Source organism: Nonomuraea sp. NPDC026600, assembly GCF_040638335.1.
Classification (GTDB): domain Bacteria; phylum Actinomycetota; class Actinomycetes; order Streptosporangiales; family Streptosporangiaceae; genus Nonomuraea.
On the sequence record NZ_JBEZYD010000022.1, the window covers coordinates 182638 to 209433 of the forward strand.

The 26796-nt window shown below is 67.9% G+C and carries 26 protein-coding genes; 21 read left to right on the forward strand and 5 right to left on the reverse strand.

Annotated elements, in window-relative coordinates:
- Positions 1-70: 70 nt before the first annotated feature.
- From AB0F17_RS39545 to AB0F17_RS39560, 4 genes are read left to right on the forward strand one after another with little or no spacing between them, the layout of a single operon-like run.
- Positions 71-3373 (forward strand): nitrate- and nitrite sensing domain-containing protein, encoded by a 3303-nt coding sequence (locus tag AB0F17_RS39545; protein WP_358033824.1) that lies wholly within the window; start codon positions 71-73, stop codon positions 3371-3373.
- A gap of 5 nt (positions 3374-3378) precedes the next feature.
- The gene (locus tag AB0F17_RS39550) at positions 3379-3792 is read left to right on the forward strand and encodes a roadblock/LC7 domain-containing protein (protein ID WP_214641718.1); all 414 of its coding nucleotides are present in this window, start codon (positions 3379-3381) and stop codon (positions 3790-3792) included.
- 23 nt (positions 3793-3815) lie between these two features.
- Positions 3816-4220 (forward strand): DUF742 domain-containing protein, encoded by a 405-nt coding sequence (locus AB0F17_RS39555; RefSeq protein WP_214641576.1) that lies wholly within the window; start codon positions 3816-3818, stop codon positions 4218-4220.
- Positions 4221-4248: 28 nt separating this feature from the next.
- The gene (locus tag AB0F17_RS39560; RefSeq protein ID WP_358033826.1) at positions 4249-4779 is read left to right on the forward strand and encodes an ATP/GTP-binding protein; all 531 of its coding nucleotides are present in this window, start codon (positions 4249-4251) and stop codon (positions 4777-4779) included.
- Positions 4780-4873: 94 nt separating this feature from the next.
- Here the strand turns inward: AB0F17_RS39560 and AB0F17_RS39565 are convergent, their stop codons facing one another.
- From AB0F17_RS39565 to AB0F17_RS39585, 5 genes are read right to left on the reverse strand one after another with little or no spacing between them, the layout of a single operon-like run.
- Complete coding sequence (locus tag AB0F17_RS39565; protein ID WP_358033829.1) at positions 4874-5641, reverse strand: ABC transporter ATP-binding protein; 768 nt, start codon at positions 5639-5641, stop codon at positions 4874-4876.
- A 22-nt stretch (positions 5642-5663) separates the two neighbouring features.
- A complete protein-coding gene (locus AB0F17_RS39570) occupies positions 5664-7121 on the reverse strand; it encodes a dihydroorotase family protein (protein ID WP_358033832.1) in 1458 nt (485 codons plus the stop codon).
- A 9-nt stretch (positions 7122-7130) separates the two neighbouring features.
- Entirely contained in the window at positions 7131-7907 is a 777-nt protein-coding gene (locus AB0F17_RS39575) for an ABC transporter permease subunit (RefSeq protein ID WP_358033835.1), read from the reverse strand.
- Positions 7904-8713, reverse strand: coding sequence for an ABC transporter permease (locus tag AB0F17_RS39580; RefSeq protein WP_358033838.1), 810 nt, complete (start codon positions 8711-8713; stop codon positions 7904-7906). Before AB0F17_RS39580 ends, AB0F17_RS39575 begins: the two co-directional genes overlap by 4 nt.
- Positions 8710-9699 carry an ABC transporter substrate-binding protein gene (locus AB0F17_RS39585; protein WP_358033840.1) on the reverse strand — a complete coding sequence of 330 codons (990 nt, stop codon included), beginning with the start codon at positions 9697-9699 and terminating at the stop codon, positions 8710-8712. Before AB0F17_RS39585 ends, AB0F17_RS39580 begins: the two co-directional genes overlap by 4 nt.
- Positions 9700-10218: 519 nt before the next feature.
- Here AB0F17_RS39585 and AB0F17_RS39590 point away from each other — a divergent pair.
- The 17 genes from AB0F17_RS39590 to dprA all read left to right on the forward strand — a co-directional run bounded on the left by AB0F17_RS39590 (position 10219) and on the right by dprA (position 26233).
- Entirely contained in the window at positions 10219-12978 is a 2760-nt protein-coding gene (locus AB0F17_RS39590; RefSeq protein ID WP_358033842.1) for a nitrate- and nitrite sensing domain-containing protein, read from the forward strand.
- A complete protein-coding gene (locus AB0F17_RS39595; RefSeq protein ID WP_214641568.1) occupies positions 12975-13397 on the forward strand; it encodes a roadblock/LC7 domain-containing protein in 423 nt (140 codons plus the stop codon). The genes AB0F17_RS39590 and AB0F17_RS39595 overlap by 4 nt, the downstream gene beginning before the upstream one ends.
- Before the next feature lie 65 nt (positions 13398-13462).
- Positions 13463-13810, forward strand: a complete 348-nt coding sequence (locus tag AB0F17_RS39600) for a DUF742 domain-containing protein (RefSeq protein ID WP_214641717.1) — start codon at positions 13463-13465, stop codon at positions 13808-13810.
- A complete protein-coding gene (locus tag AB0F17_RS39605) occupies positions 13791-14381 on the forward strand; it encodes an ATP/GTP-binding protein (protein WP_214641567.1) in 591 nt (196 codons plus the stop codon). Before AB0F17_RS39600 ends, AB0F17_RS39605 begins: the two co-directional genes overlap by 20 nt.
- A 149-nt stretch (positions 14382-14530) precedes the next feature.
- Positions 14531-16075, forward strand: a complete 1545-nt coding sequence (gene ffh, locus AB0F17_RS39610; protein ID WP_358033845.1) for a signal recognition particle protein — start codon at positions 14531-14533, stop codon at positions 16073-16075.
- Positions 16076-16295: 220 nt separating this feature from the next.
- Positions 16296-16778: a 30S ribosomal protein S16 gene (gene rpsP, locus AB0F17_RS39615; RefSeq protein ID WP_358033849.1), complete on the forward strand. Its 483-nt coding sequence runs from the start codon at positions 16296-16298 to the stop codon at positions 16776-16778.
- 1 nt (position 16779) lies between these two features.
- Positions 16780-17025, forward strand: coding sequence for an RNA-binding protein (locus AB0F17_RS39620; protein ID WP_020546537.1), 246 nt, complete (start codon positions 16780-16782; stop codon positions 17023-17025).
- Positions 17026-17093: 68 nt separating this feature from the next.
- Positions 17094-17594 (forward strand): ribosome maturation factor RimM, encoded by a 501-nt coding sequence (rimM, locus tag AB0F17_RS39625; protein WP_358033851.1) that lies wholly within the window; start codon positions 17094-17096, stop codon positions 17592-17594.
- Entirely contained in the window at positions 17594-18373 is a 780-nt protein-coding gene (gene trmD, locus AB0F17_RS39630) for a tRNA (guanosine(37)-N1)-methyltransferase TrmD (protein WP_358033854.1), read from the forward strand. The genes rimM and trmD overlap by 1 nt, the downstream gene beginning before the upstream one ends.
- A 136-nt stretch (positions 18374-18509) precedes the next feature.
- Positions 18510-18872 carry a 50S ribosomal protein L19 gene (gene rplS / locus AB0F17_RS39635; RefSeq protein ID WP_214641562.1) on the forward strand — a complete coding sequence of 121 codons (363 nt, stop codon included), beginning with the start codon at positions 18510-18512 and terminating at the stop codon, positions 18870-18872.
- Positions 18873-19013: 141 nt separating this feature from the next.
- Entirely contained in the window at positions 19014-19877 is an 864-nt protein-coding gene (gene lepB, locus AB0F17_RS39640; RefSeq protein WP_358033857.1) for a signal peptidase I, read from the forward strand.
- On the forward strand, positions 19877-20470 hold the full coding sequence (gene lepB, locus AB0F17_RS39645; protein WP_358033859.1) for a signal peptidase I: 594 nt from the start codon (positions 19877-19879) through the stop codon (positions 20468-20470). The genes lepB (AB0F17_RS39640) and lepB (AB0F17_RS39645) overlap by 1 nt, the downstream gene beginning before the upstream one ends.
- Positions 20471-20523: 53 nt before the next feature.
- Complete coding sequence (locus AB0F17_RS39650; protein ID WP_358033862.1) at positions 20524-21192, forward strand: ribonuclease HII; 669 nt, start codon at positions 20524-20526, stop codon at positions 21190-21192.
- 39 nt (positions 21193-21231) lie between these two features.
- The gene (locus tag AB0F17_RS39655; protein ID WP_026215037.1) at positions 21232-21555 is read left to right on the forward strand and encodes a DUF2469 domain-containing protein; all 324 of its coding nucleotides are present in this window, start codon (positions 21232-21234) and stop codon (positions 21553-21555) included.
- Positions 21556-22625: 1070 nt separating this feature from the next.
- Complete coding sequence (locus tag AB0F17_RS39660; protein ID WP_358033865.1) at positions 22626-22979, forward strand: YraN family protein; 354 nt, start codon at positions 22626-22628, stop codon at positions 22977-22979.
- A 1-nt stretch (position 22980) separates the two neighbouring features.
- Positions 22981-24516 (forward strand): YifB family Mg chelatase-like AAA ATPase, encoded by a 1536-nt coding sequence (locus tag AB0F17_RS39665; RefSeq protein ID WP_358033868.1) that lies wholly within the window; start codon positions 22981-22983, stop codon positions 24514-24516.
- Positions 24517-25213: 697 nt separating this feature from the next.
- Positions 25214-26233 (forward strand): DNA-processing protein DprA, encoded by a 1020-nt coding sequence (gene dprA, locus AB0F17_RS39670; RefSeq protein ID WP_358033871.1) that lies wholly within the window; start codon positions 25214-25216, stop codon positions 26231-26233.
- The last annotated feature ends 563 nt before the right edge of the window (positions 26234-26796 follow it).

Sequence of the window (26796 nt, forward strand, 5' to 3'; positions counted from 1 at the left end):
CGCAGAAATCCCATGCGCCCCAAGCGTGTCAGATTTTCGAGCACGTAACGGCGAGAGGTTGCGAGAGTCAGTGAGGACGGATAACCCCAGGCACACCAGGTCCGGGGAGTACACAGGCGGACGGTTCCGGCTGGCGAACTGGCGCGTGCGCTCCAGGCTGGTGGCGCTGATCCTCATCCCCACCATCGTGGGTGTGCTGCTCGCCGGGGTCCAGCTCGCGAACGCCATCGGCACCAGCGCCGAGTACCGCCGGCTGACCACGGTCGCCGAGCTGGTCCAGCGCGTCGGTGCGTTGTCGCACGAGCTCGCCAAGGAACGCACGCTCACCGCGTGGTACATGGCCGACCGCCGGCGTCCCAGCCGTCTGAGCCAGCTCAAGGCTCAGCGCCAGGCGTCCGATGCCGCCAAGCAGCGGGTGCTCGCCGGCACCACGGCCATCGACTCCACGTACACCGCCCGCGTCGTCGATGAGGTCGTGGAGATCCGCCGGTGGCTCACCGGTCTCGACGGCCTGCGCAAGTCGATCGCGGGTGAGGCGAGTGTGCCGCCCCGAGCCGCGCTCCGCACCTACTCCACCATGATCGACGTGCTCGAGAACCTCCAGAGCGACCTGGGCGACGGCATCAGCGACGACCGCCTGCAGGGCGACGTGGCCGCGCTGACCGCCCTCGACCGGACCAAGGAGGAGGTCTCGCGCCAGCAGGGCATCCTCATCGTGGCGCTGGTCGAGCGCCGGCTCGACTACGACGACCTCTCCGACTTCCTCGGTTCCTGGAACAACCAGCAGGCGGTGCAGGCCACCTTCGAGACGGAAGCCACCGCCGCGGATCTCGGGGCGTTCCGGAAGGGCGTACGAGGCCCGCAGATCGACCGCGCGGACGCGATGCGTCAGCGCGCCCTGGCCCAGCTGCGAGAGTTCCAGACCATCAAGGACCTGGACATCACGACTCACCGTGACATCCAGCTCTGGTTCGAGAGCACCACGCTGGCCGCCAACGCCATGCGCAAGGTCGAGGACGGCCTGGCCACCAGGATCGTGGCCACCACCCGCGAGCTGAGCGACACCGAGCAGCGCAGCGCCATCATCTCCGGCGCGACCATCCTGGTCCTGCTGCTCCTCGTCCTGGTGATCACCACCCGGGTGGCCGGTTCGCTGGTCCGCCCGCTGCGCCGGCTGCGTGCCGAGGCGCTCCAGGTGGCCACCACCCGGCTGCCCGAGACCGTCCGCCTGCTGCGCGAGTCCGGCGACAGCGCCGAGGTGCCCAATGTGCCCTCCGTCGGCGTCAACACCCGTGACGAGATCGGGGAAGTGGCCCGGGCCTTCGACGAGGTCCACCGCGAGGCGATCAGGCTGGCCGGCGACGAGGCCAAGCTGCGTGCCAACGTCAACTCGATGTTCGTCAACCTCTCCCGGCGCAGCCAGACACTCGTCGAGCGGCAGCTGCAGCTCATCGAGGGACTGGAGCAGGGCGAGGAGGACGAGAACCGGCTGGCGAACCTGTTCCGGCTCGACCACCTGGCCACCCGCATGCGCCGCAACAGCGAGAACCTCCTGGTCCTCGCCGGCCAGGAGGCCGCCCGCAAGTGGAGCGAGCCGGTGCCGCTGGTCGACGTCGCCCGCGCCTCTCTGTCCGAGGTCGAGAACTACGAGCGGGTCCAGATCCAGATCCCGTCCGGCATCGAGATCGCCGGCCCGGCCGTCACCGACGCCGTGCACCTGCTCGCCGAGCTGATCGAGAACGCCATCTCCTTCTCCCCGCGCGAGAGCAAGGTCCAGGTCACCAGCACGCCCATCGAGGGCGGGATCCAGGTGACGATCAACGACCTGGGCATCGGCATGTCGGCCGACGAGCTGGCCGAGGCCAACTGGCGGCTGGCCAACCCGCCGGTCGTGGACGTGGCCGTATCGCGCCGCATGGGCCTGTTCGTGGTCGGCCGCCTGGCGCTGCGCCACGGCATCAGGGTCCAGCTCGGGATGAAGGAGGCGGGCGGCCTCGCCGCGCTCGTCATGCTGCCCGACATGCTCATCGCCGGTCCTCAGGGCCAGGTGCCTCAGCAGCGCGGCCAGTACGAAGCCTTCACCACCTTCGACCCGAGCATGATCGAGCCGTCCTCGACGAACGGCTCGGGCGTCTACGGCGGTCCGAAGACCGACACCCCCGACATCCGCACGTCGGACCACTCGCCGATCGACACGCAGTGGCCGGGCTCGCTGCCTCTGCCGGGTGGCGGCGGCAACTGGCCGCCGTTCGGCGAGGAGCAGCCGCCGCGGCAGCAGCAGCCCGACGAGCAGCGCTGGCCGTCCTTCGCCGACGACCCGCCCGCGGCCGCCGCGCCGGACCAGCGCTGGCCGTCGTTCGCCGACGAGGCGCCGCGGCAGGACGAGCAGCGCTGGCCCTCCTTCGCCACCGAACCGCCGCCGCCCGCGCAGCAGGACGAGCCCCGCTGGCCGTCCTTCGCCACGGAGCCGCCCCCGCCGGTGCAGGAGACGAACAACTGGCCGCCCTACGCCTCGATCGAGGAGCAGCCGCCCAGGTCGCCGTTCGTCGAGCACCCCAAGGCGCCCTACGGCGGCGACTCGCAGCCGGGCTTCGGGTTCGAGGAGCACCGCTGGCCGTCGTTCGCCGACTCGCCGATCCCGCCCGTCGAGCCGTTCACGCACAACGGCCGCGGCGCGTTCAACCCGTTCGGTCCCGGCGAGTACTCCTCGAAGGATCTGACCGGCCCGCTCCCGGCGGTACGCAACACGCCGAGCGACGACTTCCTGCCGATCTTCTCCTCGGTCGGCTCCGACTGGTTCCGCAGGCCGGAGCCCGAGCAGGGCAAGCCGTACCAGGAGCAGGGTCTCGACTCCTCCGCGCAGGAGGAGACCCAGATCGGCGGGATACCGATCGTGCCGCCCGCCGGCCCGCTCACCACGCCGCACGCGGCCCAGCCCTTCGCGCAGCCGCCCGCCCAGCAGTACGCGCAGCCCTATGCCCAGCCCCTTGTGCCACCGCCCGCCGCGCCCCCGCCGGCGGCGACGCCGGCCGCCGCGTCCGCCGGGATGACGGACAAGCCGGCGCTGCCGCAACGCGTGCCGGGCGGGTCCGGCGTGAGCGCCTCGTGGTCCTCGCCCGCCGACACCGGCTGGCAGGCCGCGCAGGCCGCCGCCGAGCCGGCCAAGGGCGGCACGACGGCTTCCGGCCTGCCGCGGCGCGTGCCGAAGGCCAACCTGGTGCCCGGTACGGCCAGCCTGGCGGAACCGCAGGTGACGTCACCGGCGCCGCAGATCTCTCCCGATCGTCTGCGGAGCCGGCTGTCCAGCTTCCAGCAGGGGGTTCGGCAAGGCCGCGCGTTCACCCGCGGAGATGACAATGAGGAGGAGCAATGAGAGAACTGAGCCAGGGAGCGCGTGGCATCAGCTGGCTGATCACCGATTTCGTCAATAACGTGCCCGGTGTCGCGCACACCGTCGTGGTGTCGTCTGACGGCTTGCCGCTGGCCTTCTCCGAGGGTTTTCCCAAGGACAGGGCCGACCAGTTGGCAGCGGTCGCCTCGGGTGTGATCAGCCTGACGCAAGGTGCGGCTCGTGTGTTCGAAGGCGGTATGGTCACCCAGACCGTCATCGAGATGCAGCGCGGACTTCTGATGATCATGTCCATCAGCGATGGCTCCTGCCTCGCTGTGCTCGCCGCGCCCGATTGTGACATGGGCCTGGTCGCGTACCAGATGACGCTGCTCGTGGAGCGGGCGGGCCAGGTGCTCACCCCGGCCGTACGTGCCGAGCTGCAGGCGTCCCGCCCGCGTTAGGCGGACGGTGACAGGAGAAGATCATGGTGTCAGGTCAGGGTTGGGCTGGTGATAGCACTCCGCCGCATCCGTCGGCTCCCCGTCCGCAGAAGCCGAGTTCCCTTGTACGGCCCTATGCCGTAACAGGGGGCCGCACGGCCCCGCGGATGAAGTTCGCCATGGAGGCGCTCGTGTCCTCCGTGACCTCGGAATATCAAGACATTTCACTTCTAAGTCCGGAGTATCAGGCAATCATTCAGCTCACCCGGAACGTCAGGTCGGTTGCCGAGATCTCCGCCCTTTTACGGCAGCCTCTTGGGGTAGTCCGGGTGCTGATCGCCGACATGGCGTCTGAGGGCCTGATCCGCGTGCACCAGCCTGCGCTGGACGCGGGAAAGCCGGACCTCAACTTGCTCGAAAGGGTGCTCAGTGGACTTCGCAGGCTCTAGCCCCGGCCTAACCTCGACGAAGATCGTCGTGGCCGGTGGCTTCGGGGTGGGCAAGACGACGTTCGTCGGCGCGGTCTCGGAGATCCTGCCGCTCACCACGGAGGCGGTGATGACGGACGCGTCGGCGGGTGTCGACGACGTCTCTCTCACGCCCAACAAGACGACCACGACCGTCGCGATGGACTTCGGCCGGGTCTCGCTCGACCGTGACCTGATCCTCTACCTGTTCGGCACGCCCGGACAGCACCGGTTCTGGTTCATGTGGGACGACCTGGTACGCGGCGCGATCGGCGCGGTGGTGCTGGTGGACACGCGGCGGCTGGCCGACAGTTTCCCGGCCATCGACTACTTCGAAGAGGCCAAGCTGCCCTTCGTCATCGGCATCAACGGCTGGGACGGGAGCTTCCAGCACCAGGAGGAGGAGATCCGGGAGGCGCTGTCGCTCAACCCGCACACCCCGATCGTCCGCCTCGACGCCAGAGCTCGGGACTCGGTGAAGGGCACGCTGATCACTCTGGTCGAGCACGCCCTGACCCGCCACTCCCACACGCCGGCCTGACTTCCTCTGCACCAGTGCCGCCGGGCGAGACGCCCGGCGGCACTGGTGATTCCGGCTTGGCCCGCCGTAGGGGAAGCGGTTGGCGGAGGCGTGCTCAGACGGACGCCACGCCGCGCACCAGGCGCCCCACCTCGGCGCGCAGATGGACGAAGTCCGGGTGCTCGCGGGTGGTGATCTGGTCGCGAGGGTCGGGGAGCGCCACCTTCAGGTCGCCCACGACGTGCGCGGGCGCCTTGGACAGCACGACGACCCGGTCGCCGACGTACACGCTCTCGTCGATGTCGTGCGTGATGAGCACGATCGTCATCTGGTGATGCCCGCGTACCTTCAGCACGAGGTCCTCGAGGTCCTCACGCGTCTGCGCGTCGACCGAGCCGAACGGCTCGTCCATGAGCATCAGCGCCGGCCGGTAGGCCAGCGCGCGGGCGATGGCCACGCGCTGCTGCATGCCGCCCGACAGCTGGAACGGGTACTTGCGCCCGGCCTCCGCCAGCCCCACCGACTCCAGCGCCTCGTGGGCGGCCTCGCGGCGCTGCGGCTTGGTCATGTCCTTGCGGCGCAGCGGCAGCGCGACGTTGTCCGCCACCGACATCCACGGGAACAGCGAGCGGCTGTAGTCCTGGAAGACGACGGCCAGGTTGGCGGGCGTCTGGCGGACCAGCTCGCCCTCGACCCGGACCTGCCCGCCCGTGGGCTTGATCAGGCCGGCGATGGAGCGCAGCAGGGTCGACTTACCGCAGCCGGAGGGCCCGACGATGCACAGCAGCTCGCCCTCGGCGACGCTCAGGTTCAGACCGTCGATGGCGTGGTGCCGGGTCGGCCCGTCACCGTAGACGTGCGAGAGGTTGTCTATCTCAAGCAAGAGGTTTCCTTGGGGGTGAAGGTCAGCCCAGCGGTCTGGAGATGTACTGGCCTACGGGGGGGCCCACGATCTTGCCCGCGTCGAGGACGTGGTTGCCTCTGACGAACGTGTCGGTGACCTTCGCGGTCAGCTCGAAGCCCTCGAACGGGGTGTACTCCTGCGTCGACTCCGACTCGGAGGCGCGAACGGTCCACGTGCTCCCGGTGTCGACCAGGCAGATGTCGGCGTCGAAGCCGGGCGCGATCGTGCCCTTGGTCCGCAGGCCGTACCTGCGGGCGGGGTTCCACGCGGTGAGGGCGGCGATGCGCCCGTAGGGCAGGCCGCGGCGGCGGCCCTCGGTGATCAGGCCGGGCAGGAGGTACTCGGCGCCGCCGAACCCGGCCTTGGCCAGGAACACGTCGTCGGCCGGAGCTCCGAACTTGAGCTCCTCCCGGCAGCAGGCATGGTCGCTGACGACCCAGTCGACGGTGCCGTCGAGCACGTACTCCCACAGCGCCTCGACGTCCTCGCGCGGCCGGATGGGCGGGTTCACCTTCGCACCGATCCCGTTGGCCGTCTCGATGTCGGCGAGAAGATGTCCGATCGTGACCTCGCGGCGGAAGTCGATGTGCGGGAAGGTCTTGGCCATCCGCACGGCCGCGTCGAGCGCCTTGCGGGACGACAGGTGCAGCAGGTTGATGTTCGCCAGGCCGGTCTCGTGAGCGAGGTAGGAGGCGATGAAGACCGCCAGCCCCTCGGAGTGCGGCGGCCGGGAGGCGCTGTAGGCGGCGAGCCCGCTCAGGTCGCCGGCCTCCTCCACCAGCTTGGTGTAGGCGGTCATGATCTCGGCGGTCTCGCAGTGCAGCGAAAGCGAGATCTCGCTGGCCAGCTCGGGGAAGCGTTCCCTGGCCTCCTGCACGCCGCGCATCACGAACTCGAAGTGCCCGTAGTCGTAGCGCTCGCCCTCGGGCAGCATCAGGAACTTGTTCTGGTCGGCCGAGCGGCCGTGCAGCCCGTGGCCGCCGTAGAACATGAAGATCTTGAACGAGGAGACCCCGAACTTCTCGATCAGATCGGGCAGCTCGCCGATGTGCGTGCTCGACATGGGCGCGAGGTGGAAGCCGTAGTCGATGTACGCCTGCCCCTCCGCCTGCTCGCGCACCTGGGGGAAGAACTCCGCGTAGGGACCGCCCTTGTTGAGGTAGTACTGGCCGGTCCGCATGTAGGTGAGCGCCGTGGTGACGCCACCCTGGGCACTGGCCATGCTCTCCGAGGCGGCGTCGGCGGGCAGCGGGTTGTAGATGCCCCAGTGCTGGTGGGCGTCCACGACGCCGGGGAAGGCCAGCTTCCCGTCGCCGTCGAGCACCTCCTCCACACCCTCGGCGGACAGGCCGGCCCCGACCTGCTCGATGCGCCCACCGGTCACGGCGATGTCCGCGACGACCGGTTCGTCCCGGTCGTGCGTAACAACTCGCACGTTTTTCAGCAACAGGTCAGTCACATCCGCCTCCTACGCGGTACGGCGAGCGCCACGGTGCCATGTGAGCATCGGGCGCTCGACCATGAGGAACAGGGTGTTGAACACGTATCCGAGCACGCCGAGCACGACTACTCCTCCCCAGAGGGCCGGCATGTCGGAGTTGGCGCTCGCGATGGTCAGTAGGTAGCCGATGCCGTCGGTGCTGCCTTTGAGCTCGGACACGATCATGAGGATCAGCGCCAGCGAGACGCTCAGCCGCAGCCCCGCGAAGATCTTCGGTGAGGCGGCGGGCAGGATGATCCGGAACAGGCGCAGGCTCGCCGGGACGCCGAAGACGGTCGCGGTCTCGATCTGGAGACGATCCACGTTACGCGCGCCGTCGATCGAATTCAGCAGGATCGGCCAGATGATGCCGAAGACGATGGTGGCCACCTGGACCTGCGTCCCCATGGCGAAGAGCACCAGGAATACGGAGAACATCACAGGTGGCGGCACGGCCCGGGCGAACTCCACCAGCGGGTCGATGTAGTCGCCCAGCCAGGCGGCCCTGCCGATCGCGACACCGAGTGCTACCCCGATGGCCACAGCCAGACCCCACGAGCCGATCAGCCTGACGATGCTGGGGACGAAGTTGTCCACCGCCTCGTCGGTGAGAATGAGCGGTCCGGAGAACCACATCTCGTACATGCGCGCCACGATGACCGTGGGCCGGGGGAAGTAGGGGCTCTCCACCGCCTTGGTGATCAGCTCCCACGCGATGAGGACCACCGGCACCAGCCAGAGCCGTTTGATCAGGGTCTTGATCATGCGTTCCGCCACTTGAAGAGCCGCCGCTCGGCACGCAGCAGCAGGGTGTTGACGATCAGCCCGATGACGCCCGACCACAGCAGCACCGCGATCACGTCGATCATCGCCTGATCGCCCAGGCCGGTGCTCGCCTCGATGAGGAAGGCGCCGATCCCGCCGGAGCCGCCGACGACGTACTCCACGCTGATGGCGAGGATGAGCGAGATCGAGGCGGCCAGCCGGATGCCGGTGAAGATGAACGGCGCGGCGCTCGGCAGCGACACCCGCCAGACGACGGCCGCTGAGCCGAAGCTGAACGAGCGCAGCGTCTCCGCGGCCAGGGGGTCGACGTCACGCACGCCGTAGAGGGTGTTGATCAGGATCGGCCAGGACGCGGCGTAGACGATGAGCGCGACCTTGGCGTTGATCTCGGGCTGGAAGATGAACAGCGCCAGCGGGATCAGTGCCACCGAGGGGATCGGCCGCAGGAACTCGACGATCGCGCGGGTCATCTCCTCGACCACGGGCAGGGTCCCGAGCAGCAGGCCCACCGGGACGGCCAGCAGGACGGCGAGTGGCAGGCCGATGACCGCGGCGAGCAGCGTGGAGGACAGGTCCTCGAGATACTCGGGATCGAACGCCAGGCCGATCACCCTGGCCAGGCAGGTCGAGGCCGGCGGCAGCCACTTGAACAGGCCCGTCCTGCTGACGAGCTCCCAGACAAGCAGAAAAACCGCCACACCGATGGCGTGGCGGACGAGTTTTCCGACCCTGGCGCGGGCGAGCGGGGAACGCCCGCCGCGCGTCAGCGTTGTGGCAGCGGTCATCCCTGCGAAGTAACGATCATCGAGGCGACGTCGATCTTCTGCTGGATGAAGCCGTACTCGAGCATCAGGTCCGCGACTCGCTGAACACGCTGGGCGTTCAGTGAGGTCGGGTAGTTGCCGAGGTTGATCGTTGCAGCGACGGCAGGCGGGATCTTCGTGTAGGTCGGCAAGATCTTCGTCACTGCGCTGCGGTCGGTGGCGGCAACGTTCTGCGCCTTCGCCATGGCCCGCTGGAATGCGGCCATGGTCTTGGGGTTCTTGCTGACCCACTTCTCCGTTGCGGCCCAGCCGGTGATCGGCAGACCCTCCGTGGGGCCGGACATGGTGTCGAGCAGCATGGTCGCGCCGACCTCGTTCTTGGCCTGGCTGACGTACGGGTCCGTCATCCAGACCGCGTCCACGCTGTGCTTGTCCAGTGCCGTGATCCAGTCAGTGGTCGGCACGACGACGTACTTGACGTCGGTCTTCGGGTCCAGCCCGGCGATCTTGAGGTGGGGGTTCATGGTGAGAACACCCAGACCGACGAGAGCGTTGACGCCGATCTTCTTACCCTTGAGGTCACCGACGTTCTTGATGGGCGAGTTCTTCGCCACCATGATGCCGAAGGCCCCGGGAGCTCCCTGGTAGGAGTCCGCGATGTACTTGAACTTCTCCAGGCCGGAGCTCTGGATGGACAGGATGGTGGCGTAGCTGCCCAGCACCACGTCCATGCTGCCGTTGCCGAGCTTGGGCAGCACGGCCTGGGGGGCCTGGATGGCCTCTTGCTTGACGTTGAGGCCCTGCTCCTTGAAGAAGCCCCGCTCCATCGCGATGAACAACGGGGCTGAGTCAGCCCCGGGGTACTGCCCGATCAGGAGGTCTGTCTTCTCAAGACCATTGGCATTGGTGGTGCCTCCGGTCTTGCTATCTGAGCTGGAACACCCCGTAATGACAAGGGTGGCCACAAGTCCAATCAGGGCGGTGCGCCCTAGTGCACCGAACCGCATGTCGCGTCTCCTTCGAACGGGGGGTGATCGACGACGGTCGCACCCTAGCGCAGCTAACTCTTGCGCATGGTCCCCCGATTCTGGAAATTAACAATATATATGTGGAAATGATGATCACCATGTAGGTTTGAGATGATTGTCCGAATCGACGGAGTGAGACCCGGGCGTCCACCAGGAACATGTGGTGAATGTCCGGTTTGGTACGTTTTGCGAAGAGATAGGTTGACTGCGACCTTTGCGGTATTGGCCGATCTCCTGTTGTTGTGCTCAAATAAGCTCTCGCCCCATGGGTGCGTCGGCGTCACACGGCAAACACAATGCATGACGTGATCCTCTTGCACCAGACCATCAGAGGAGAGGTTGCGGAGGCCAGTGAGGAACGCATTCCCCCCAGCAGGTGGGGATCCCGGCTTAACTGCTGAAGCGCCCGCTCCTGCGGCGCTTCACGCCAAGTCAAAGCCCAAAGCACGGGCCGGGCGTGCGAAGAAGACGGGTGGCTTCGCGCTGCGCAACTGGCGCGTGCGCTCGAAGCTGCTCGTTCTGGTCGTCATTCCCACCTTGGCGGCCCTGGTCCTGGGCGGCTTCCGCGTAGCCACCTCGATCAGCAGCGCCACCGAGTACGAGAGAGTCAACGACGTCGCCATCCTGGCGAGCCAGCTCACTGAGCTCGCCGACGAGGTCGAGCACGAACGTGACCTCACCGCCAGCTTTGTCGCCCTCGGCCGCCCGGCGGCCGGCAAGGCCAAAGTCAGCGAGCAGTACGTCATCGTCAACAAGGTTCGTGACGGGGTGCGCGCCGGCGTCGACGCGCTCGCCACGTCCGACAGCCCGCAGCGCGCCGAGGCCGTTCGCATCAAGAACCGTCTGGACGAGATCGACCAGTCACGCAAGGCGTCGGTGGACTCGCAGCTGAACGTCAGCTCGGTCATCGACCTGTACGACCGGAGCATCTCCGACTTCATCGCGCTCAACGACAACATCGACCAGGGTGCCGCTGACAAGGAGCTCGCTGACAGCGTCTCCGGCTTCGCCGCTCTGTCCAGGGCCAAGCAGTTCGTCTCCAAGCAGCGCGCGCTCCTCTCGGCCGCGCTGGCCGCCAAGCGGTTCAGCAAGGAGGACCTCGATTCCTTCATCGCCGCTCGCGCCCAGCGCAACAGCGAGCTGGCGACGTTCAGGGCCCAGGTGCCGCTGAACATCCGCCAGGCGTACGACGACATCGTCAGCGGCCAGGCCGTCGACAAGGCCGAGCTGATCCAGGCCCGCGCCCTGTTCCTGCAGGACTCGGGTGCGCTTCTGGTCGACCCGGCCCTCGGTCTCCAGCGCAACGGCCAGACCTGGTTCGACGCCGTCAGCAAGACGATCGACGGCATGCGCAAGGTCGAGCAGCAGGTCTCCGACTCGATCCTGCTGCGCAGCCGGACCCTGCAGGGCCAGGAGCAGCAAGGCGCGATGATCATCGCGATCGCGATCGCCATCCTGCTCATCCTGGTACTGGTGGTCACCTCGCTCATGGCGCGCTCGCTCAGCGGCCCGCTGCGCCGGCTGCGCAGGGAGGCGCTGTTCATCGCCGGCCGCCGCCTGCCGGAGACGGTCCAGAAGCTGCGCGAGTCCGAGGCGACCGGCCCACCGGAGGTCGAGCCGATCGGCGTCATGTCCGAGGACGAGATCGGGGAAGTCGCGCGGGCGTTCGACGAGGTACACCGCGAAGCCGTACGGCTGGCCGGTGAGGAGTCCAGACTCCGTAGCAACGTCAACGCGATGTTCGTCAACCTCTCCCGCAGAAGCCAGACGCTGGTCGAGCGGCAGATCACCCTGATCGACGGTCTGGAGCAGGGCGAGCAGGACGAGAGCCGGCTGGCGAACCTGTTCAAGCTGGACCACCTGGCCACCCGTATGCGCCGCAACAGCGAGAACCTCCTGGTTCTGGCCGGTCAGGACCCGCCGCGTCGCTGGAGCCAGCCGGTCAAGCTGGTCGACGTGGCCCGCGCCTCCCTGTCGGAGGTCGAGAACTACGAGCGGGTCGTCCTCCAGGTTCCCGACGGCGTGTCCGTCGCCGGTCAGGCCGTCAACGACGTCATCCACCTGCTCGCCGAGCTGGTGGAGAACGCGCTGTCGTTCTCGCCGCGCGAGACCCGCGTGACGGTCTCCGGCAGTCGGATCGACGGCGGCGGCGTCATGCTGTCGATCACCGACTCCGGCATCGGCATGACCCAGGACGAACTGGCCGGGGCCAACGACCGCCTCACCGACGCGCCCATCGTGGACGTCTCGGTGTCGCGCCGCATGGGCCTGTTCGTGGTCGCCAGGCTGGCGCACCGGCACGGCATCCGGGTGCAACTGCGCCCGCACGGCTCCGGCGGTCTGACCGCCATGGTGCTGGTGCCCGAGAGCCTGCTCGGCAGTCAGTCCCCGGCCTACGCCGGCACGCAGGGCGCCATGCCCGTGCGCGAGGAGACCTACGCGGCCCCCGCCGCGCCGGCTCCCGTCGCTCCCGTCGCTCCTCCGCAGTGGCAGGGCGGCGGCTACCAGATGGGTCCGGGACATCCGTCCTACCCGTCCAACCCGGAGTCCGCGGGGGGCGCCTGGCCGTCCATGCCCCAGTGGCCGTCCGACGTCAACGGCTGGCCCGCCGACCCGCGTGCCAGCAGCGGCGGCTACGACACCGCCGACGTCTGGGTGCCGTCGCGAGGCCAGGGCGGTGGCGGCGGCGGTGGTAACTGGTCCGGCGACAACGGCCTGCCGAAGCGGCCCAGTGACCAGCCGCCGTTCCAGCCGCCACAGAACTGGAGCTTCGGCGACAGGGGAGTGGACTCGAGCCCGCCGCCCAGACCGAGGTACGACTTCCCGGAGACGGAGGCGGCGGCCACCGGTCCCATCCCGGTGGTGAAGCCGGCGTCGTCGGGCGACGAGTACCTGCCGATCTTCGCCTCGGTGGAGTCGGCCTGGTTCGAGCATGGTGAAAGCGGCGCGAGCTGGGGTTCCTCCAAGGCCGATGCCGGCTGGAGCGCCGCGGAGGCCGTGGTCGAGCCGGTGCGTGACGGCGCGACGGCCTCCGGGCTGCCCAAGCGGGTGCCCAAGGCGAACCTCGTGCCGGGCTCCGCCGACACCGCCTCCGCGCCGAAGGGCGTCACCCCGATGCCCTCTGTCTCGCCTGACCGCGTCCGCAGCCGCCTGTCCAGCTTCCAGCAGGGCTTCCGCGCGGCACGTGACGACATCACGGAGGGAAGGGCGTACCCCGCCGGCTCGAGGCCTGTTGATAGCAGAGAGGAGGGCGCATGAACGATCTGAGCCACGCGGCACGCGGAGTCGACTGGCTGATAACCGACTTCGTCAGTACCGTTCCAGGCGTCGCCCACGCGGTCGTCGTCTCGTCCGATGGTCTGCCGCTCGCGGCCTCTTCGGGCTTCCCCGTAGACCGGGCTGATCAACTGGCCGCGATCGCGTCCGGGCTGGTCAGCCTGACGCAGGGAGCGGCCAGGGTCTTCGAGGGCGGTGCGGTCAACCAGACCATCGTCGAGATGCAACGCGGGCTGATGCTGATCATGTCGATCAGCGACGGCTCCTGTCTGGCAGTTCTAGCGGCCCCTGACTGCGATATGGGGCTGGTCGCGTACCAAATGACGCTCATGGTCGATCGTGCCGGTCAGGTACTTACTCCGGCGGTGCGCGCTGAGCTGCGCGCCAGCCAGACCAGGTGATGTAGGTGACGGACCCAAGGTGGAACAGTGGCGGCTGGGAGCCCCAACCCCATCCCCAGCCGCAGCTGAGTTCAGATCCCGCGTCGCCGGTCCGTCCTTACGCTGTGACGGGAGGACGGACCGCGCCCCGGGTCAAGCTGGCCATGGAGGCCCTGGTCTCGTCCGCGACGGCCGAGCACCGGGAGTTCTCCCACATCACGCCGGAGTATCAGGCGATCAGCCAGCTCTGTCGGCAGGTCCGGTCGGTGGCCGAGGTGTCGGCCCTGTTGCGGATCCCGCTCGGCGTGGTGCGCGTGCTGATCGCCGATATGGCGGCCGAAGGTCTGGTACGCGTACACCAGCCAGCGCTGGAGTCCGGACGTCCAGACGTAAACCTGCTCGAAAGGGTGCTCAGTGGACTTCGCAGGCTCTAGCCCCGGCCTCACCTCGACGAAGATCGTGGTGGCCGGTGGCTTCGGAGTGGGCAAGACGACGTTCGTCGGCGCGGTGTCGGAGATCATGCCGCTGACCACCGAGGCCGTCATGACGGACGCCTCGGCGGGCATCGACGACCTCGGCATGACGCCGCTGAAGTCCACGACCACCGTGGCCATGGACTTCGGCCGGGTCTCGCTCGACCGTGACCTGATCCTCTACTTGTTCGGCACGCCCGGACAGCACCGGTTCTGGTTCATGTGGGACGACCTGGTGCGCGGCGCGATCGGCGCGGTGGTGCTGGTGGACACGCGGCGGCTGGCCGACAGCTTCCCCGCGATCGACTACTTCGAAGAGGCGCAACTGCCGTTCGTGGTGGGCGTGAACGGGTGGGACGGGTCGTACCCGCACAGTGACGCGGAGGTGCGCGACGCTCTCACACTGGCGCCGCACATCCCGCTGGTTCGGCTGGACGCCCGGTCGAAGGACTCGGTGAAGAGCGCGCTGATCAACCTGGTCGAGCACGCGCTGACGGTCCGGATGGCGGTGCCGGGCTGGAGCGGTAGCTGACCTCGCCTGCCGCCTGGCAGGCTGCCGTCCGGGATGTCGTCGTCTGGGGCATGCTGACAGACCGGATGGCCGCGCCAGGCTGGAAGGGCTGCCGGAGCGGATAGGCTGAACCATTAGACCAACATTCGCTTCGAGGACTGGCCTACCACGTGTTCGAGACGCTTTCCGACCGGCTGACATCGGTCTTCTCCTCCCTCCGTTCCAAGGGTCGGCTGTCCGAGGCCGACATCGACGCCACCACCCGCGAGATCCGCATCGCGCTGCTTGAGGCCGATGTCGCACTCCCGGTGGTCAAGGCGTTCGTCGCGCAGGTCAAGGAGCGCGCCCGCGGCATCGAGGTCTCCCAGGCGCTCAACCCGGCGCAGCAGGTCGTCAAGATCGTCAACGACGAGCTGATCGAGATCCTCGGTGGGGAGACGCGCCGGCTCCGCTACGCCAAGACGCCGCCGACCGTCATCATGCTCGCGGGCCTGCAGGGCGCCGGTAAGACCACACTGGCGGGCAAGCTCGCCAGGTGGCTGCGCGAGCAGGGCCACGCGCCCTTGCTGGTGGCCGCGGACCTCCAGCGTCCCAATGCCGTGCAGCAGCTCCAGGTCGTGGGCGAGCGCGCGCAGGTGGTCGTCTACGCGCCCGAGCCCGGCAGCGGCGTCGGCGACCCGGTCGAGGTCGCCCGCCGCTCGATCGACGAGGCCAAGCGCGCGCAGCACGACGTCGTCATCATCGACACCGCCGGCCGCCTGGGCATCGACCAGGAGATGATGCGGCAGGCCGCCGACATCCGCGACGCGGTCTCGCCCGACGAGGTCCTGTTCGTGGTCGACGCCATGATCGGCCAGGACGCCGTGACCACGGCCCAGGCGTTCATGGACGGCGTCGGCTTCGACGGGGTGGTGCTCACCAAGCTCGACGGCGACGCCCGCGGCGGCGCCGCGCTGTCGGTCAGGCACATCACCGGCCGGCCGATCATGTTCGCGTCGACCGGTGAGAAGCTCGAGGACTTCGACGCCTTCCATCCTGACCGGATGGCGTCCCGCATCCTCGACATGGGCGACATCCTCACCCTGATCGAGCAGGCCCAGAAGACGTTCGACGAGGACCAGGCCGCCAAGATGGCGGGCAAGCTGACCTCGGGCGAGAGCTTCACGCTCGAAGACTTCCTCGAGCAGATGATGATGGTCCAGAAGATGGGGCCGATCAAGAACCTGCTCGGCATGATGCCCGGCATGGGGCAGATGCGCGACCAGCTCAACTCCATCGACGACCGCGACCTCGACCGCATCGCGGCCATCATCCGCTCGATGACGCCGGGCGAGCGCCAGGACCCGAAGATCATCAATGGCTCCCGCCGGGCCCGCATCGCCGCCGGTTCCGGTGTGACGGTGAGCGCCGTCAACAACCTGGTGACGCGGTTCTACGACGCCCAGAAGATGATGAAGCGGATGGCGGGGGGCATGGGCATCCCTGGCATGCCGGGCGGCCGGGGCAAGGCGGCCAAGGTTCAGAAGAAGAGCAAGGGGCGGCGCGTGAGCGGCGACCCGCGTAAGGCCGCTCTGGGCAAGGCGGATTCGGCGCCCGCCGAGCCGCAGCCGTCCAAGGGCGGTCTGCTCGGCAACCTGGGCGGGAAGCTGCCTCCAGGCATGGAACTGCCGCCGGGCTTCGACCCCAGCAAGTTCAATCTCCCGGGCGATAAGTAGCAACTTCCCGGATATTTTCGGTTTTGCGAATACGGCGACCCGCGTCTGTGGGTCGTGTGCAGTGCCGCGCGTCTGGCACAATGACATGTTGGAACATCGTGGCCAGGTGGGTGCCCTCTCACCTCCCGCCGGTCATGCCTGTCCCTGGAGCGGACTCCCATCGTGCCCCACTCGATGAGATGCCGTTCACCCACGCTCGAATGCAGGAGAGACCACACCCGTGGCAGTCAAGATCAAGCTCAAGCGTCTCGGTATGATCCGCAACGCTCAGTACCGCATCGTCGTCGCCGACAGCCGCACCAAGCGTGACGGCCGGGCGATCGAAGAGATCGGCGTGTACCGCCCGAAGGAAGACCCTTCGGTTATCCAGGTCAACGCCGAGCGCGCGGCCTACTGGCTCGGTGTCGGCGCGCAGCCGACCGAGCCGGTGCTCAAGCTGCTCAAGCTGACCGGTGACTGGCAGAAGTTCAAGGGCGAGCCTGCCCCTGCGCCGATGAAGTTCGCCGAGCCGGCGCCCGACCGTCACGCCATCTACGAGGCCGCGGCCAAGGAGGCGCTGTCCGGTGGCGACACCGGCACGGCCGCCACCACGCCGCGTAAGGCTCGCAAGAAGGACGAGGCGACCGAGGCCGCTCCGGCCGCTCCGGCCGCTCCGGCGGCTTCGGCCGCTCCCGTCGAGACCAAGGCAGAGGGCGAGGCCTGAAGTGCTCGAGGAGGCTCTCGAGCACCTCGTTAAGGGCATCGTCGAACATCCAGACGATGTCCGGGTCCGCGCACGCCGCATTCGCAGCGGGCGCGTCCTGGAGGTCCGGGTGCACCCCGAGGACCTGGGTAAGGTCATCGGTCGCGGCGGGCGCACCGCGAAGGCGCTGCGCACTGTCGTGAATGCCCTGGCCGACGGGAAGTACGTCCGGGTCGATCTGCTCGACCTGGACGAAGCCGTCCGTTAGCGTCAGGTTCCCGCGCCCTCATCGGTTCTTGCCGATGGGGGCGCTTGCGTTAGAAAAGGTAGGTTCAGGTGCAGTTGGTCGTCGGCCGGATAGGCCGCCCGCACGGAGTACGCGGCGACGTGACCGTGGAGGTGCGCACCGACGATCCCGAGCTCCGCTTCGTCGTCGGCGCCGCCATCGCCACCGATCCCGCCGACCGGGGGCCGCTCGTCATCGAGAGCCGCCGCTGGCACAAAGGCGCGCTGCTCATCACCTTCGCCGGGGTAAGGGCACGCGACGCCGCCGAAGAGCTCCGCGGCACGATGCTGGTCATCGACTCCGCCGAGGTGACGCCCTCTGAGGACCCCGACGAGTTCCACGATCACCAGCTCATCGGGCTCACGGTCGTGACCGCCTCGGGCGAGGCCGTCGGCGAGGTCGCCGACGTGCTCCACCACGGCCAGGACCTCCTGGTCGTCCGGCGAAGCGGGCAGGACGACGTGCTCATCCCGTTCGTCAGGGCGCTGGTGCCCGAGGTCGATGTGGAGGGCGGCCGGCTCGTCGTCGACCCGCCCGAAGGGCTGCTCTGATGCGGCTCGACATCGTCTCGATCTTCCCTGAATACTTCGCGCCGCTCGACGTCTCCCTGATCGGCAAGGCCCGCGAGCGCGGCACCCTCGACGTGCGGGTGCACCAGCTCCGCGACTGGGCCCACGACGTGCACAAGACCGTCGACGACACCCCCTACGGCGGCGGCCCCGGCATGGTCATGAAGCCCGAGGTGTGGGGCGAGGCCATCGACGCGGTGACCGAGGGCGGCTCGCCGCGCCTGATCGTCCCGACGCCGAGCGGGCGGCCGTTCACCCAGGAGCTCGCCCAGGAGCTCGCGGCCGAGCCCTGGCTGCTGTTCGCGTGCGGGCGCTACGAGGGCATCGACTCGCGTGTCATGACCGAGTACGGCACGCGCCTGCGCGTCGACGAGATCAGCATCGGCGACTACGTGCTGGCCGGAGGCGAGGTCGCGACGCTGGTGATGGTGGAGGCCATCGGCCGGCTGCTGCCCGGCGTGCTCGGCAACGCCCATTCGGCCGTCGACGACTCCTTCGCGCCGGGGGCCATGCGCAACCTCGTCGAAGGGCCGGTCTTCACCAAGCCGCCGGTCTGGCGGGGGCACGAGGTGCCGCCCGTACTCCTGTCCGGGCATCACGGGAAGGTCGCGCGGTGGCGGCGTGACGAGGCGCTCCGCCGTACCGTCGCCAACCGGCCCGAGCTGGCCTCGGCGCTCGATCCCGAGACGCTCGACAAGCACGACCGGCGGCTGCTGGAGGAGCTCTCGTTTCGCTTCCAGCCGGAAGATATGGCAAACTGAAGCGCTACCGACCATCATGTGGTTGGTCTGCCATGCCCGGGGACAGTCCCGGGTTCATCGAATCAGCAGGCGCGTCCGCCACGAGCTCAGGCCGGGTGGACCTCCGCGTGCTCGCGAGGACTTGAGGACAGCTCTCATGCACACGAAGATCCAGGAGCTCGAGAAGGCGACCCTGCGCGGAGACGTGCCGGACTTCCGCCCCGGTGACACGCTCGAGGTTCACGTCCGCGTCGTTGAAGGAAACCGCTCCCGCGTCCAGGTCTTCAAGGGCTTCGTGCTGCGCAGGCAGGGCAGCGGCGCCCGCGAGACCTTCACGGTCCGCAAGGTCAGCTACAGCGTCGGCGTCGAGCGGACCTTCCCCGTGCACAGCCCGATCATCGAGAAGATCGTGCTCGTGACCCGTGGTGACGTGCGCCGCGCCAAGCTTTACTACATGCGCGATCTGCGCGGCAAGGCCGCCCGCATCCGCGAGAAGCGCGAGGCCGTACCCGCCAAGTGACACAGACCTTTCCGAATGGCCCGCGTCCTGCGCGGGCCATTCGGCTTTGCAGGGGCATTTCTTTTATGTGGAGCGACTCGGGCGCGGGTGTAACGTCGGTCGAGACTTGTCGAGCCGATGCATCATCTAGGCTCGTCAGCGATGACTAGCGAGAGCCAGGAGCACGGCGCGCCGCGCCGCCCTGTCAAGGACGAGGTGGACGTGGTCGCCGAAGAGACTGAGAAGCCAGCAAAGGGCGACAAGAAGGACAAAAAAGGATCGTTCTGGAAAGAACTTCCCGTCCTGGTCGTCGTGGCGCTGGTGCTGGCCCTGATCATCAAGACGTTCGTGATCCAGGCCTTCTACATCCCGTCGGAGTCGATGGAGAACACTCTCCTGAAGAACGACCGGGTCCTGGTCAACAAGATCGTCTACCACACGCGCGACATCGAGCGCGGCGACGTGGTGGTGTTCTCAGGCGTCGACTCGTGGGACGGCGAGTTCGAGATGGAGGAGCCGTCCAACCCGGTCGCGGGGTTCTTCCGCTGGGTCGGCACCGCGTTCGGCGTGGTGCCCGGCGAGAAGGACTACATCAAGCGGGTCATCGGCGTCGGCGGCGACCACGTCAAGTGCTGCGACTCCAAGCAGCGCATCACGGTCAACGGCGTGGCGATCGACGAGGGCACCTATCTCTATCCGGGCAACGTGCCCTCCGACAAGTTCTTCGACATCACGGTGCCCGAGGGGCGGCTGTGGGTGATGGGCGACCACCGCTCGGTGTCGCTCGACTCGCGCTCGCACACGGGTGATCCGGGTGGCGGCTCGATCCCCGTGGGCCAGGTGGTCGGGCGGGCGTTCGTCATCGTGTGGCCGTTCAACAGGGCGACCACGCTGTCCATCCCCGACACGTTCGGGCAGCCGGCGTTGCAGGCGCTGGGCGACTCCTCCGTCCCGCTGGTCGCCGGGTTCGCGGGAGCCTTCCCCTTGGTGCTGATCCGTCGGCGCCGCCGAAGCAGGAGGCGCTGATGTCCTTCACCAAGAAGGCGGCGGCGGTGGAGAAGAAGAAAAAGGGCGGTTTCCGCGAAACAATCCTCCTGCTGATCCTCGGCGTCGGCATCGCGCTGCTGCTGCACACCTTCGTCGTCGGCTCGTTCTACATCCCGTCGGAGTCGATGGAGAACACCCTGCTGATCAACGACCGGGTGTTCGTCAACAAGCTCTCGGGCAAGCCCGAGCGCGGCGACATCATCGTCTTCAAGGGCTGGAACACCGGCGAGGACACCATCAAGCGGGTCATCGGCATCGGTGGCGACAAGGTGGCCTGCTGCGACGCCAAGAAGCGGGTGACGGTCAACGGCACGCCGCTGGACGAGACGTCCTACCTCTATCCAGGCGACTTCCCTTCGGGTGACACGTTCAAGTACACCGTGCCGCCCGGCAAGTTGTGGCTGATGGGAGACCACCGCAGCGCCTCGGCGGACTCGCGCAGCCACGTCGAGGAGCCAGGGGGCGGGTTCATCTCTGAGGACGCGGTGATCGGAAAGGCGGTCATGCGCTACTGGCCGCTGTCGCGAGGCCTGATCTTCATGCGTCCTGACACTTTCGACAAGGTCAAGTAGAGCCGCCTTCCGGTCGCGGTTTGCGGCGATTGGGGCGTACGCTGCCTCTTGTCATGACAGTTGCGTTCCGCCCTCGGCCCAGCGTTGTCCGGCGTGATTCCGGGCTCTATGCCTATGAGCGGGCCCTGGCCCGCCGTGGCCTGACCCCGATCGCCGGGGTCGACGAAGCGGGCCGGGGGGCCTGTGCGGGTCCGCTGGTGGTCGCCGCGGCCATCCTGCGCAGGCCGATCGAGGGGCTGAACGACTCGAAACTGCTGGTGCCGGCCGTACGAGAACGGCTCTATGACCTGATCATGGATTCGGCGCACGTCGGGGTGGTCGTCATCCCCCCGGCGGAGATCGACGCGCGGGGGCTGCACAAGAGCAACGTGGCCGGAATGCGGCGAGCCGTCGCACGGTTGACCTGTGTCCCGGGGTACATCCTCACGGACGGCTTCCCCGTCCCGGGCCTGCCCGCGCCCTCGCTGGCGGTGTGGAAGGGGGACCAGGTGGCCGCGTGCGTGGCCGCGGCCTCGATCGTGGCCAAGGTGACCAGGGACCGCATGATGGTCGCGCTGGACGCCGAGTTCCCGGGCTACGGCTTCGCCGAGCACAAGGGGTACGTCACTCCAGGACACAGACTGGCTCTGGAGACGAACGGCCCTTGCTCCCACCACCGTTACTCGTTCGTCACGGTGGCCAGGGAGATGGGGGAAAATGAAATGGGGGCCGGGGTTGCCTGACCAGGCGAACCGGGAGACCGGTACGACAGGAGGACCGCGATGAGCGCAGAGGATCTCGAAAAGTACGAAACCGAGATGGAGCTGCAGCTTTACCGCGAATACCGCGATGTCGTCGGGCTGTTTACGTATGTCGTGGAGACGGAGCGGCGCTTCTACCTGACCAACTCGGTAGATCTCGACGTCCGGACCGCGGAGAACGGGGACGTGTTCTTCGATGTGAAGATGCAGGATGCTTGGGTTTGGGATATGTACCGGCCTGCACGGTTTGTGAAGAATGTGCGGGTGGTTACGTTCAAGGACGTCAACGTCGAGGAACTGGCCAAGGCCGACCTGGAGATGCCGAAGGAGGGCTTCTCGGGGTAGGTGCTGTTTGGAGGGCGTTGAGGACCGACCGGCCCTTGGTTTGCTGGGGCTGGGTTTATTGCGGGTGGTTGTTGGGTGGGGCGGGTGGTTGCGGTCAGTCGCCACCCGTGAAGGGCCGCGACTCGCGGCCATCCACCGGCCCGCTCGACCGCCCGCCTGCCCGCCCGTCCGCTCGACCTTCCGCCGGCCCGCCCCACACGGCCACCCAATGGGGTTCCCACATGGCCACCCCATTGGGTCACTGCCCGGCCCATCCGCCGATCTGCCCGCGTTGGACCCCACGGCTCGTCCGCTGCTCGCCGCCTGCAGTCGCCCACCGGACTGCCCTTCCGCAACCACCCGCCGGGGCTGTCCCTGCGCCCACGCGGTCATCCACGGTCGCCCGCTGGGCCCTTCGTAGCCATCCGGCGAGCCTCCCAAGGCCCGCACTGGGCCCACCCACGGCCATTCATCGGGCTCTCTCACAGACAACTACCCGGCTCTCCAACAGACGGTTCACGGGGTCCTCTCCGCGCGACATCCCACTGAGCCACGCCCAGGACCGCTGACCGAGCCCGCCCGCCGCTTACCGACAGCCACCACTGGGGCCCTTTCCACAGCTATCTGCCAGGCCGCCCCGACCACCCTCCACAGGGCCACTGACGAGCCCACAGCCACCACTAGGCCCACAGCAATTGGGCCCACAGGTCACCACTAGGCCCACAGCCACCCAACGAGGCCGCCCACAGTCGCTCCTTGAGGCCTCACCCACCACCGGGGTCGTCAGTCGGCGCCGTCACCAGCCGTCATCCCGGACCGCGCCCCTGATCAGGCGTAATACCGCCTCGCAGGATCAGCACCTCGCGCCCGTGGCGGCGTCTCGCATCAAGTAGCCCGTCCGGCCCTTCGTCCGGCTCGCCCAGCGCAGCTCGCCCGGTGCGGTGCAGGTCACTCAGCGCGGTGCCGAACACCCGGATCCACCCCGGACTTATCCACAGCCCCACGCCCACACCCCCGGTCTATCCACAGAACCTCGCTCGGCCCGCCCGCCCCATCCCCGATACGCGAAAGTCAGGGCCCGGAGGTGCCACATGGCCGCGAGGAACGACCTCGGCAAACACGGCGAGCAACTCGCCGTCAACTACCTGGAAGCCGAAGGAATGACCATCATCGAACGCAACTGGCGCTGCCGTCACGGCGAGATCGACGTCATCGCCGAAGACGGCCCCAACCTGGTCGTGGTTGAGGTCAAGACCAGATCCAGCCGATCACACGGCACAGCCCTGGAGTCGGTAGGGCGGGCCAAACTGGCCAGGCTTCGCATGCTGGCCGCCAAGTGGCTCACAACCCAACCCCGCACCTTCGACACGGTCAGAGTCGACGTGATCGCCCTGGAGCGTTTCGCCGGCGACTACTCCCTGCGCCACGTACGAGGGGCGATCTGAGATGGCAGTAGCGAGAACTCGCAGCGTGGCCCTGGTCGGCGTCAAAGGCCGCAGCGTCGAGGTGGAAGCCGACGTGGGCAACGGCCTGGCGGGGATCCACCTCATCGGCCTCCCGGACACGGCGCTCAGCGAGGCCAGAGAACGGGTCAGGTCAGCAATGGTAAACAGCCATTACCCCTGGCCCGACGCCCGCATCACAGTGAGCCTCTTCCCCGCAAGCCTCCCCAAGCGGGGCAGCCAGTTCGATCTCGCTATAGCCATCGCAATACTGGGCGCAGCCGGAGTGGTCCCCGCCGACCGGGTCGCAGAGCCGTTCTTCCTCGGTGAGCTCGGCCTCGACGGACGCCTGAGACCTGTACGAGGCGTTCTCCCGTCGGTGCTGGGCGCGGCCGAGCACGGAGACGTCACGGTGGTCATCCCCGCCGCCAACTCGGCGGAAGCGGCACTGGTGCCCGACGTCAAGGTGGCACCCTTCGCCGACCTGCGCCAGCTCGTCGAATGGCTACGAAGGGGAGACGACCTGCCAGAGCCGTACATCCAAGACATCCCCGAGCCGCAGCCGCCGACCATCCAGCCCACGGTCGACCTGTCCGACGTGGCCGGCCAGCCGGTCGCCCGCCGAGCGCTCGAGATATGCGCCGCCGGAGGCCACAACATCTGGATGCTCGGCCCGCCCGGCACAGGCAAGACCCTGCTCGCCGAACGCCTGCCCACGCTCCTGCCCGACCTGGAGCTCGACCACGCGCTCGAAGTGACGGCCATCCATTCGGTGGCAGGCATCCTGCCGGCCAGCAGCCCGATGCTGAGCAGGCCGCCGTTCGTCAGCCCTCACCACACCGCCACGGCGGCGGCCATCGTCGGCGGCGGCAGCACCGTCATACGCCCCGGCGCAGTCTCCCTCGCCCACCGGGGAGTCCTGTTCATGGACGAAGCCCCCGAGTTCCCCCGCCACATCCTCGACTCCCTCCGCCAGCCCCTTGAGACCGGTCGTGTGACGGTGTCCAGGTCAGCAGGCTCCGTCACCTTCCCGGCCCGCTTCATGCTCGTACTGGCCGCCAACCCATGCCCCTGCGCCCAGCCCCAGGACCAGGGGGAGAACTGCCAGTGCTCCCCGACGATGAGACGTCGCTACCTGGCCAGACTGTCCGGCCCGCTTCTCGACCGCATAGACATGAAGGTCACAGTCGCCCGTACGTCCAGACGCGAACTCATGGCAGACCGCCAGTTCGTCGAACCAAGCAAAACCGTGGCCGAACGCGTACTCGCAGCCCGCGAACGAGCCGCCAAACGCCTGGCCGGCACCGCTTGGCGCACGAACGCCGAAATCCCGTCCGCCGCCCTCCACGCCGACTACCGCCCTTCAGACGCCGCCATGAAGTGCATGACGACCGCCCTGGACTCGGGCACCCTCAGCGCCCGCGGCCTCGATCGCGTCCTACGAGTCGCATGGACCCTTACGGACCTAGCAGGAAAACCCCACCCCGAATACACGGAAACATCGACAGCACTCGCCCTGTGGCTGGGGGTGAACACGTGACCACCCCATCCGCCCCGCAGCGACCACCGCGTCCCAGCGCCCCGCTGGCACCGCGTTCCCGCGCCCAGTTCCGTTACCGAGCCCACCTCCGCCTCCGCCATCCCCGGAGTTCCGAAATCCGCCTTTCCTCCATGCGGTTCGCGTCCGTCATGAAGGCGTCCCCACCGCCGGTCACCAAGATCCCCAACTCTCAGGAGCGTCGATGACGAGAGCGGAAGTGGAGGCAAGAGCCGCCCTCATGCGTGCAGCCGACGCCGGGGACCCCACCATGGGCCGTCTCATCGCCTGCTGTGGGGTTGAGGCAGCAATCGACGCTGTACGCACGGAAACTCTCCCACCCGACTTCATCGCCCAGGAAACCCAAGACCAACACATCACAGACCTCACGCAACGAGAGCCAACGGACCAAAGCTGGCAAAAAGCCACAGAACTCACTTCGCTCCACATCGCAGACCTCAACCAGCGACAGCTCCCGATCGCAAGCCAGCAGCACAAAGAGGACCCCGCCCAGGGGCACATCACGAACCCCGACGAGCAATGCGGAACGACCCTCACTCAGCACCGAATCTCAAACCCCACCCAACGGCACGTCACAGACTCCGGTCGTCAAGTCGGAGCAACCCTCACTGAGCGGCGCGTAACAGACCTCACCCAGCGACTACGCGCCTGGCACGCCCGCCTGGCGTCCGCCGACCCCATGGCCGACCTCGCCGAAGGCGAACGAAGCGGAGCCAGGTTCATCATCCCCGGCAGTCCAGAATGGCCTACTCAACTGGACCAGCTCGGACCCCGCCGCCCCCTCGGCCTGTGGCTCCAGGGTTCGGCCGACCTGCGCTTCTCCTGCCTGCGATCGGTCGCCGTCGTCGGCGCACGGGCTGCCACGGCGTACGGCGTGCACGTCGCGGCCCAGTTCGCCGTGGGATTCAGCGACTCAGGTTGGACGGTGGTCTCTGGCGGTGCATTCGGCATAGACGGCGCGGCACACCGCGGTTCGCTGGCCGCGGACTCTCCCACGGTCGTCGTCCTGGCCTGTGGCGTCGACGTCACCTACCCGACCGGACACCACGAACTGTTCGCCGCCGCCCGCGACCAGGGCGTAGTGGTCAGTGAGTGCCCTCCCGGCGTCCACCCCACCCGAGCGCGCTTCCTCATCAGGAACCGCTTGATCGCCGCCCTGTCCCGAGGCACCGTCGTGGTGGAGGCGGCACTCCGCAGCGGTGCCCTCAACACGGCCGGTCACGCCTTGTCGCTCCAACGCCACCTGGCGGCCGTACCGGGCCCGATCACCTCCACCATGTCGGCCGGCTGCCACCGCCTGCTTCGCGAACGCAAGGCCATCTGCGTCACCTCACCCGAAGAAGTGATCGAACTAGTCGGCGCGATAGGAGACGACCTGGCCCCCCAATCTCGCGGTCCAGCCGTCCCACGAGACACGCTGAACGAAACGACCAGCCGCGTCCTCGACGCCATCCCCACACGCGGCGCCGCAGGCCCCGCCTCCATCGCGGTATCAGCAGGAGTCTCCCTGGACGCGGCCCTGAGCGCACTGGGCGGCCTGGCCGCCGCAGGCTACATCGAAAGAGTGGACAAGGGCTGGCGCACCCGCAAAACGCCGTCGAGTACGTACCCGAAGGCCAACGAAACGGCCCCGCCACGGCAGTACTCCTCAGACCAAACCGACTATGACGATCTCCCACCATCCCCCGACGACCCGTGAACCCCCGAACAGCCCACACCGATGTCCCACCGAGCCCCCCACGGCGGTAACCGGGGCTGTCCGGCGAACGTCGGATTCGCCACCACAGCCGGGATCGGCCAGTGCCGTCACTTGCGGGAAGAATTCCTCTCCCCCCGGCTGGCCGTCGATCGGTCGGCACGCGCGCCTCGAGAGATGACATCCCGCCAAGGGGTGTAATTTCCACGGCCACGGCCACGGCCACGGCCAAGATCCGAGACTCTCGAAGCGGCAGATGATTGTCCCTCGATGCCTCGCGAGGGACGTCATCCTCCCGAATAACCGCAGACCGGTGTGCAAAGCTGGAGAAGCGAGGCAGGGCCAAGACGAGATACGGGTACAAACCCACACCGTGAAAGCGGAAGAAACGAACCCGAAACAGCACACCGCAGATACGGCGCGATGAGCGAGCCCAGACACGTTCGCGCCGCTCGGGCGAGCCGGCATGAGGGGCCTGTCCAGTAAACGGTGTAACTCGATCTTGAATTAGTTCTATCGGGTGGTCGGGTTCAGGCGGCCTTCGAAGGTGATGGCGAAGGCGTTGA

What these genes read in the sequence shown, in the direction of transcription:
- lepB (WP_358033857.1), top strand. Translation starts at nt 19,014, where the DNA reads ATGACTAGCGAGAGCCAGGAGCACGGCGCGCCGCGCCGCCCTGTCAAG.
- AB0F17_RS39555 (WP_214641576.1), top strand. Translation starts at nt 3,816, where the DNA reads ATGGTGTCAGGTCAGGGTTGGGCTGGTGATAGCACTCCGCCGCATCCG.
- AB0F17_RS39575 (WP_358033835.1), bottom strand. Translation starts at nt 7,907, where the DNA reads ATGATCAAGACCCTGATCAAACGGCTCTGGCTGGTGCCGGTGGTCCTC.
- dprA (WP_358033871.1), top strand. Translation starts at nt 25,214, where the DNA reads ATGGCCGACCTCGCCGAAGGCGAACGAAGCGGAGCCAGGTTCATCATC.
- lepB (WP_358033859.1), top strand. Translation starts at nt 19,877, where the DNA reads ATGTCCTTCACCAAGAAGGCGGCGGCGGTGGAGAAGAAGAAAAAGGGC.
- AB0F17_RS39665 (WP_358033868.1), top strand. Translation starts at nt 22,981, where the DNA reads ATGGCAGTAGCGAGAACTCGCAGCGTGGCCCTGGTCGGCGTCAAAGGC.
- rplS (WP_214641562.1), top strand. Translation starts at nt 18,510, where the DNA reads ATGCACACGAAGATCCAGGAGCTCGAGAAGGCGACCCTGCGCGGAGAC.
- AB0F17_RS39650 (WP_358033862.1), top strand. Translation starts at nt 20,524, where the DNA reads ATGACAGTTGCGTTCCGCCCTCGGCCCAGCGTTGTCCGGCGTGATTCC.
- AB0F17_RS39580 (WP_358033838.1), bottom strand. Translation starts at nt 8,713, where the DNA reads ATGACCGCTGCCACAACGCTGACGCGCGGCGGGCGTTCCCCGCTCGCC.
- AB0F17_RS39660 (WP_358033865.1), top strand. Translation starts at nt 22,626, where the DNA reads ATGGCCGCGAGGAACGACCTCGGCAAACACGGCGAGCAACTCGCCGTC.
- trmD (WP_358033854.1), top strand. Translation starts at nt 17,594, where the DNA reads ATGCGGCTCGACATCGTCTCGATCTTCCCTGAATACTTCGCGCCGCTC.
- AB0F17_RS39655 (WP_026215037.1), top strand. Translation starts at nt 21,232, where the DNA reads ATGAGCGCAGAGGATCTCGAAAAGTACGAAACCGAGATGGAGCTGCAG.
- AB0F17_RS39585 (WP_358033840.1), bottom strand. Translation starts at nt 9,699, where the DNA reads ATGCGGTTCGGTGCACTAGGGCGCACCGCCCTGATTGGACTTGTGGCC.
- AB0F17_RS39595 (WP_214641568.1), top strand. Translation starts at nt 12,975, where the DNA reads ATGAACGATCTGAGCCACGCGGCACGCGGAGTCGACTGGCTGATAACC.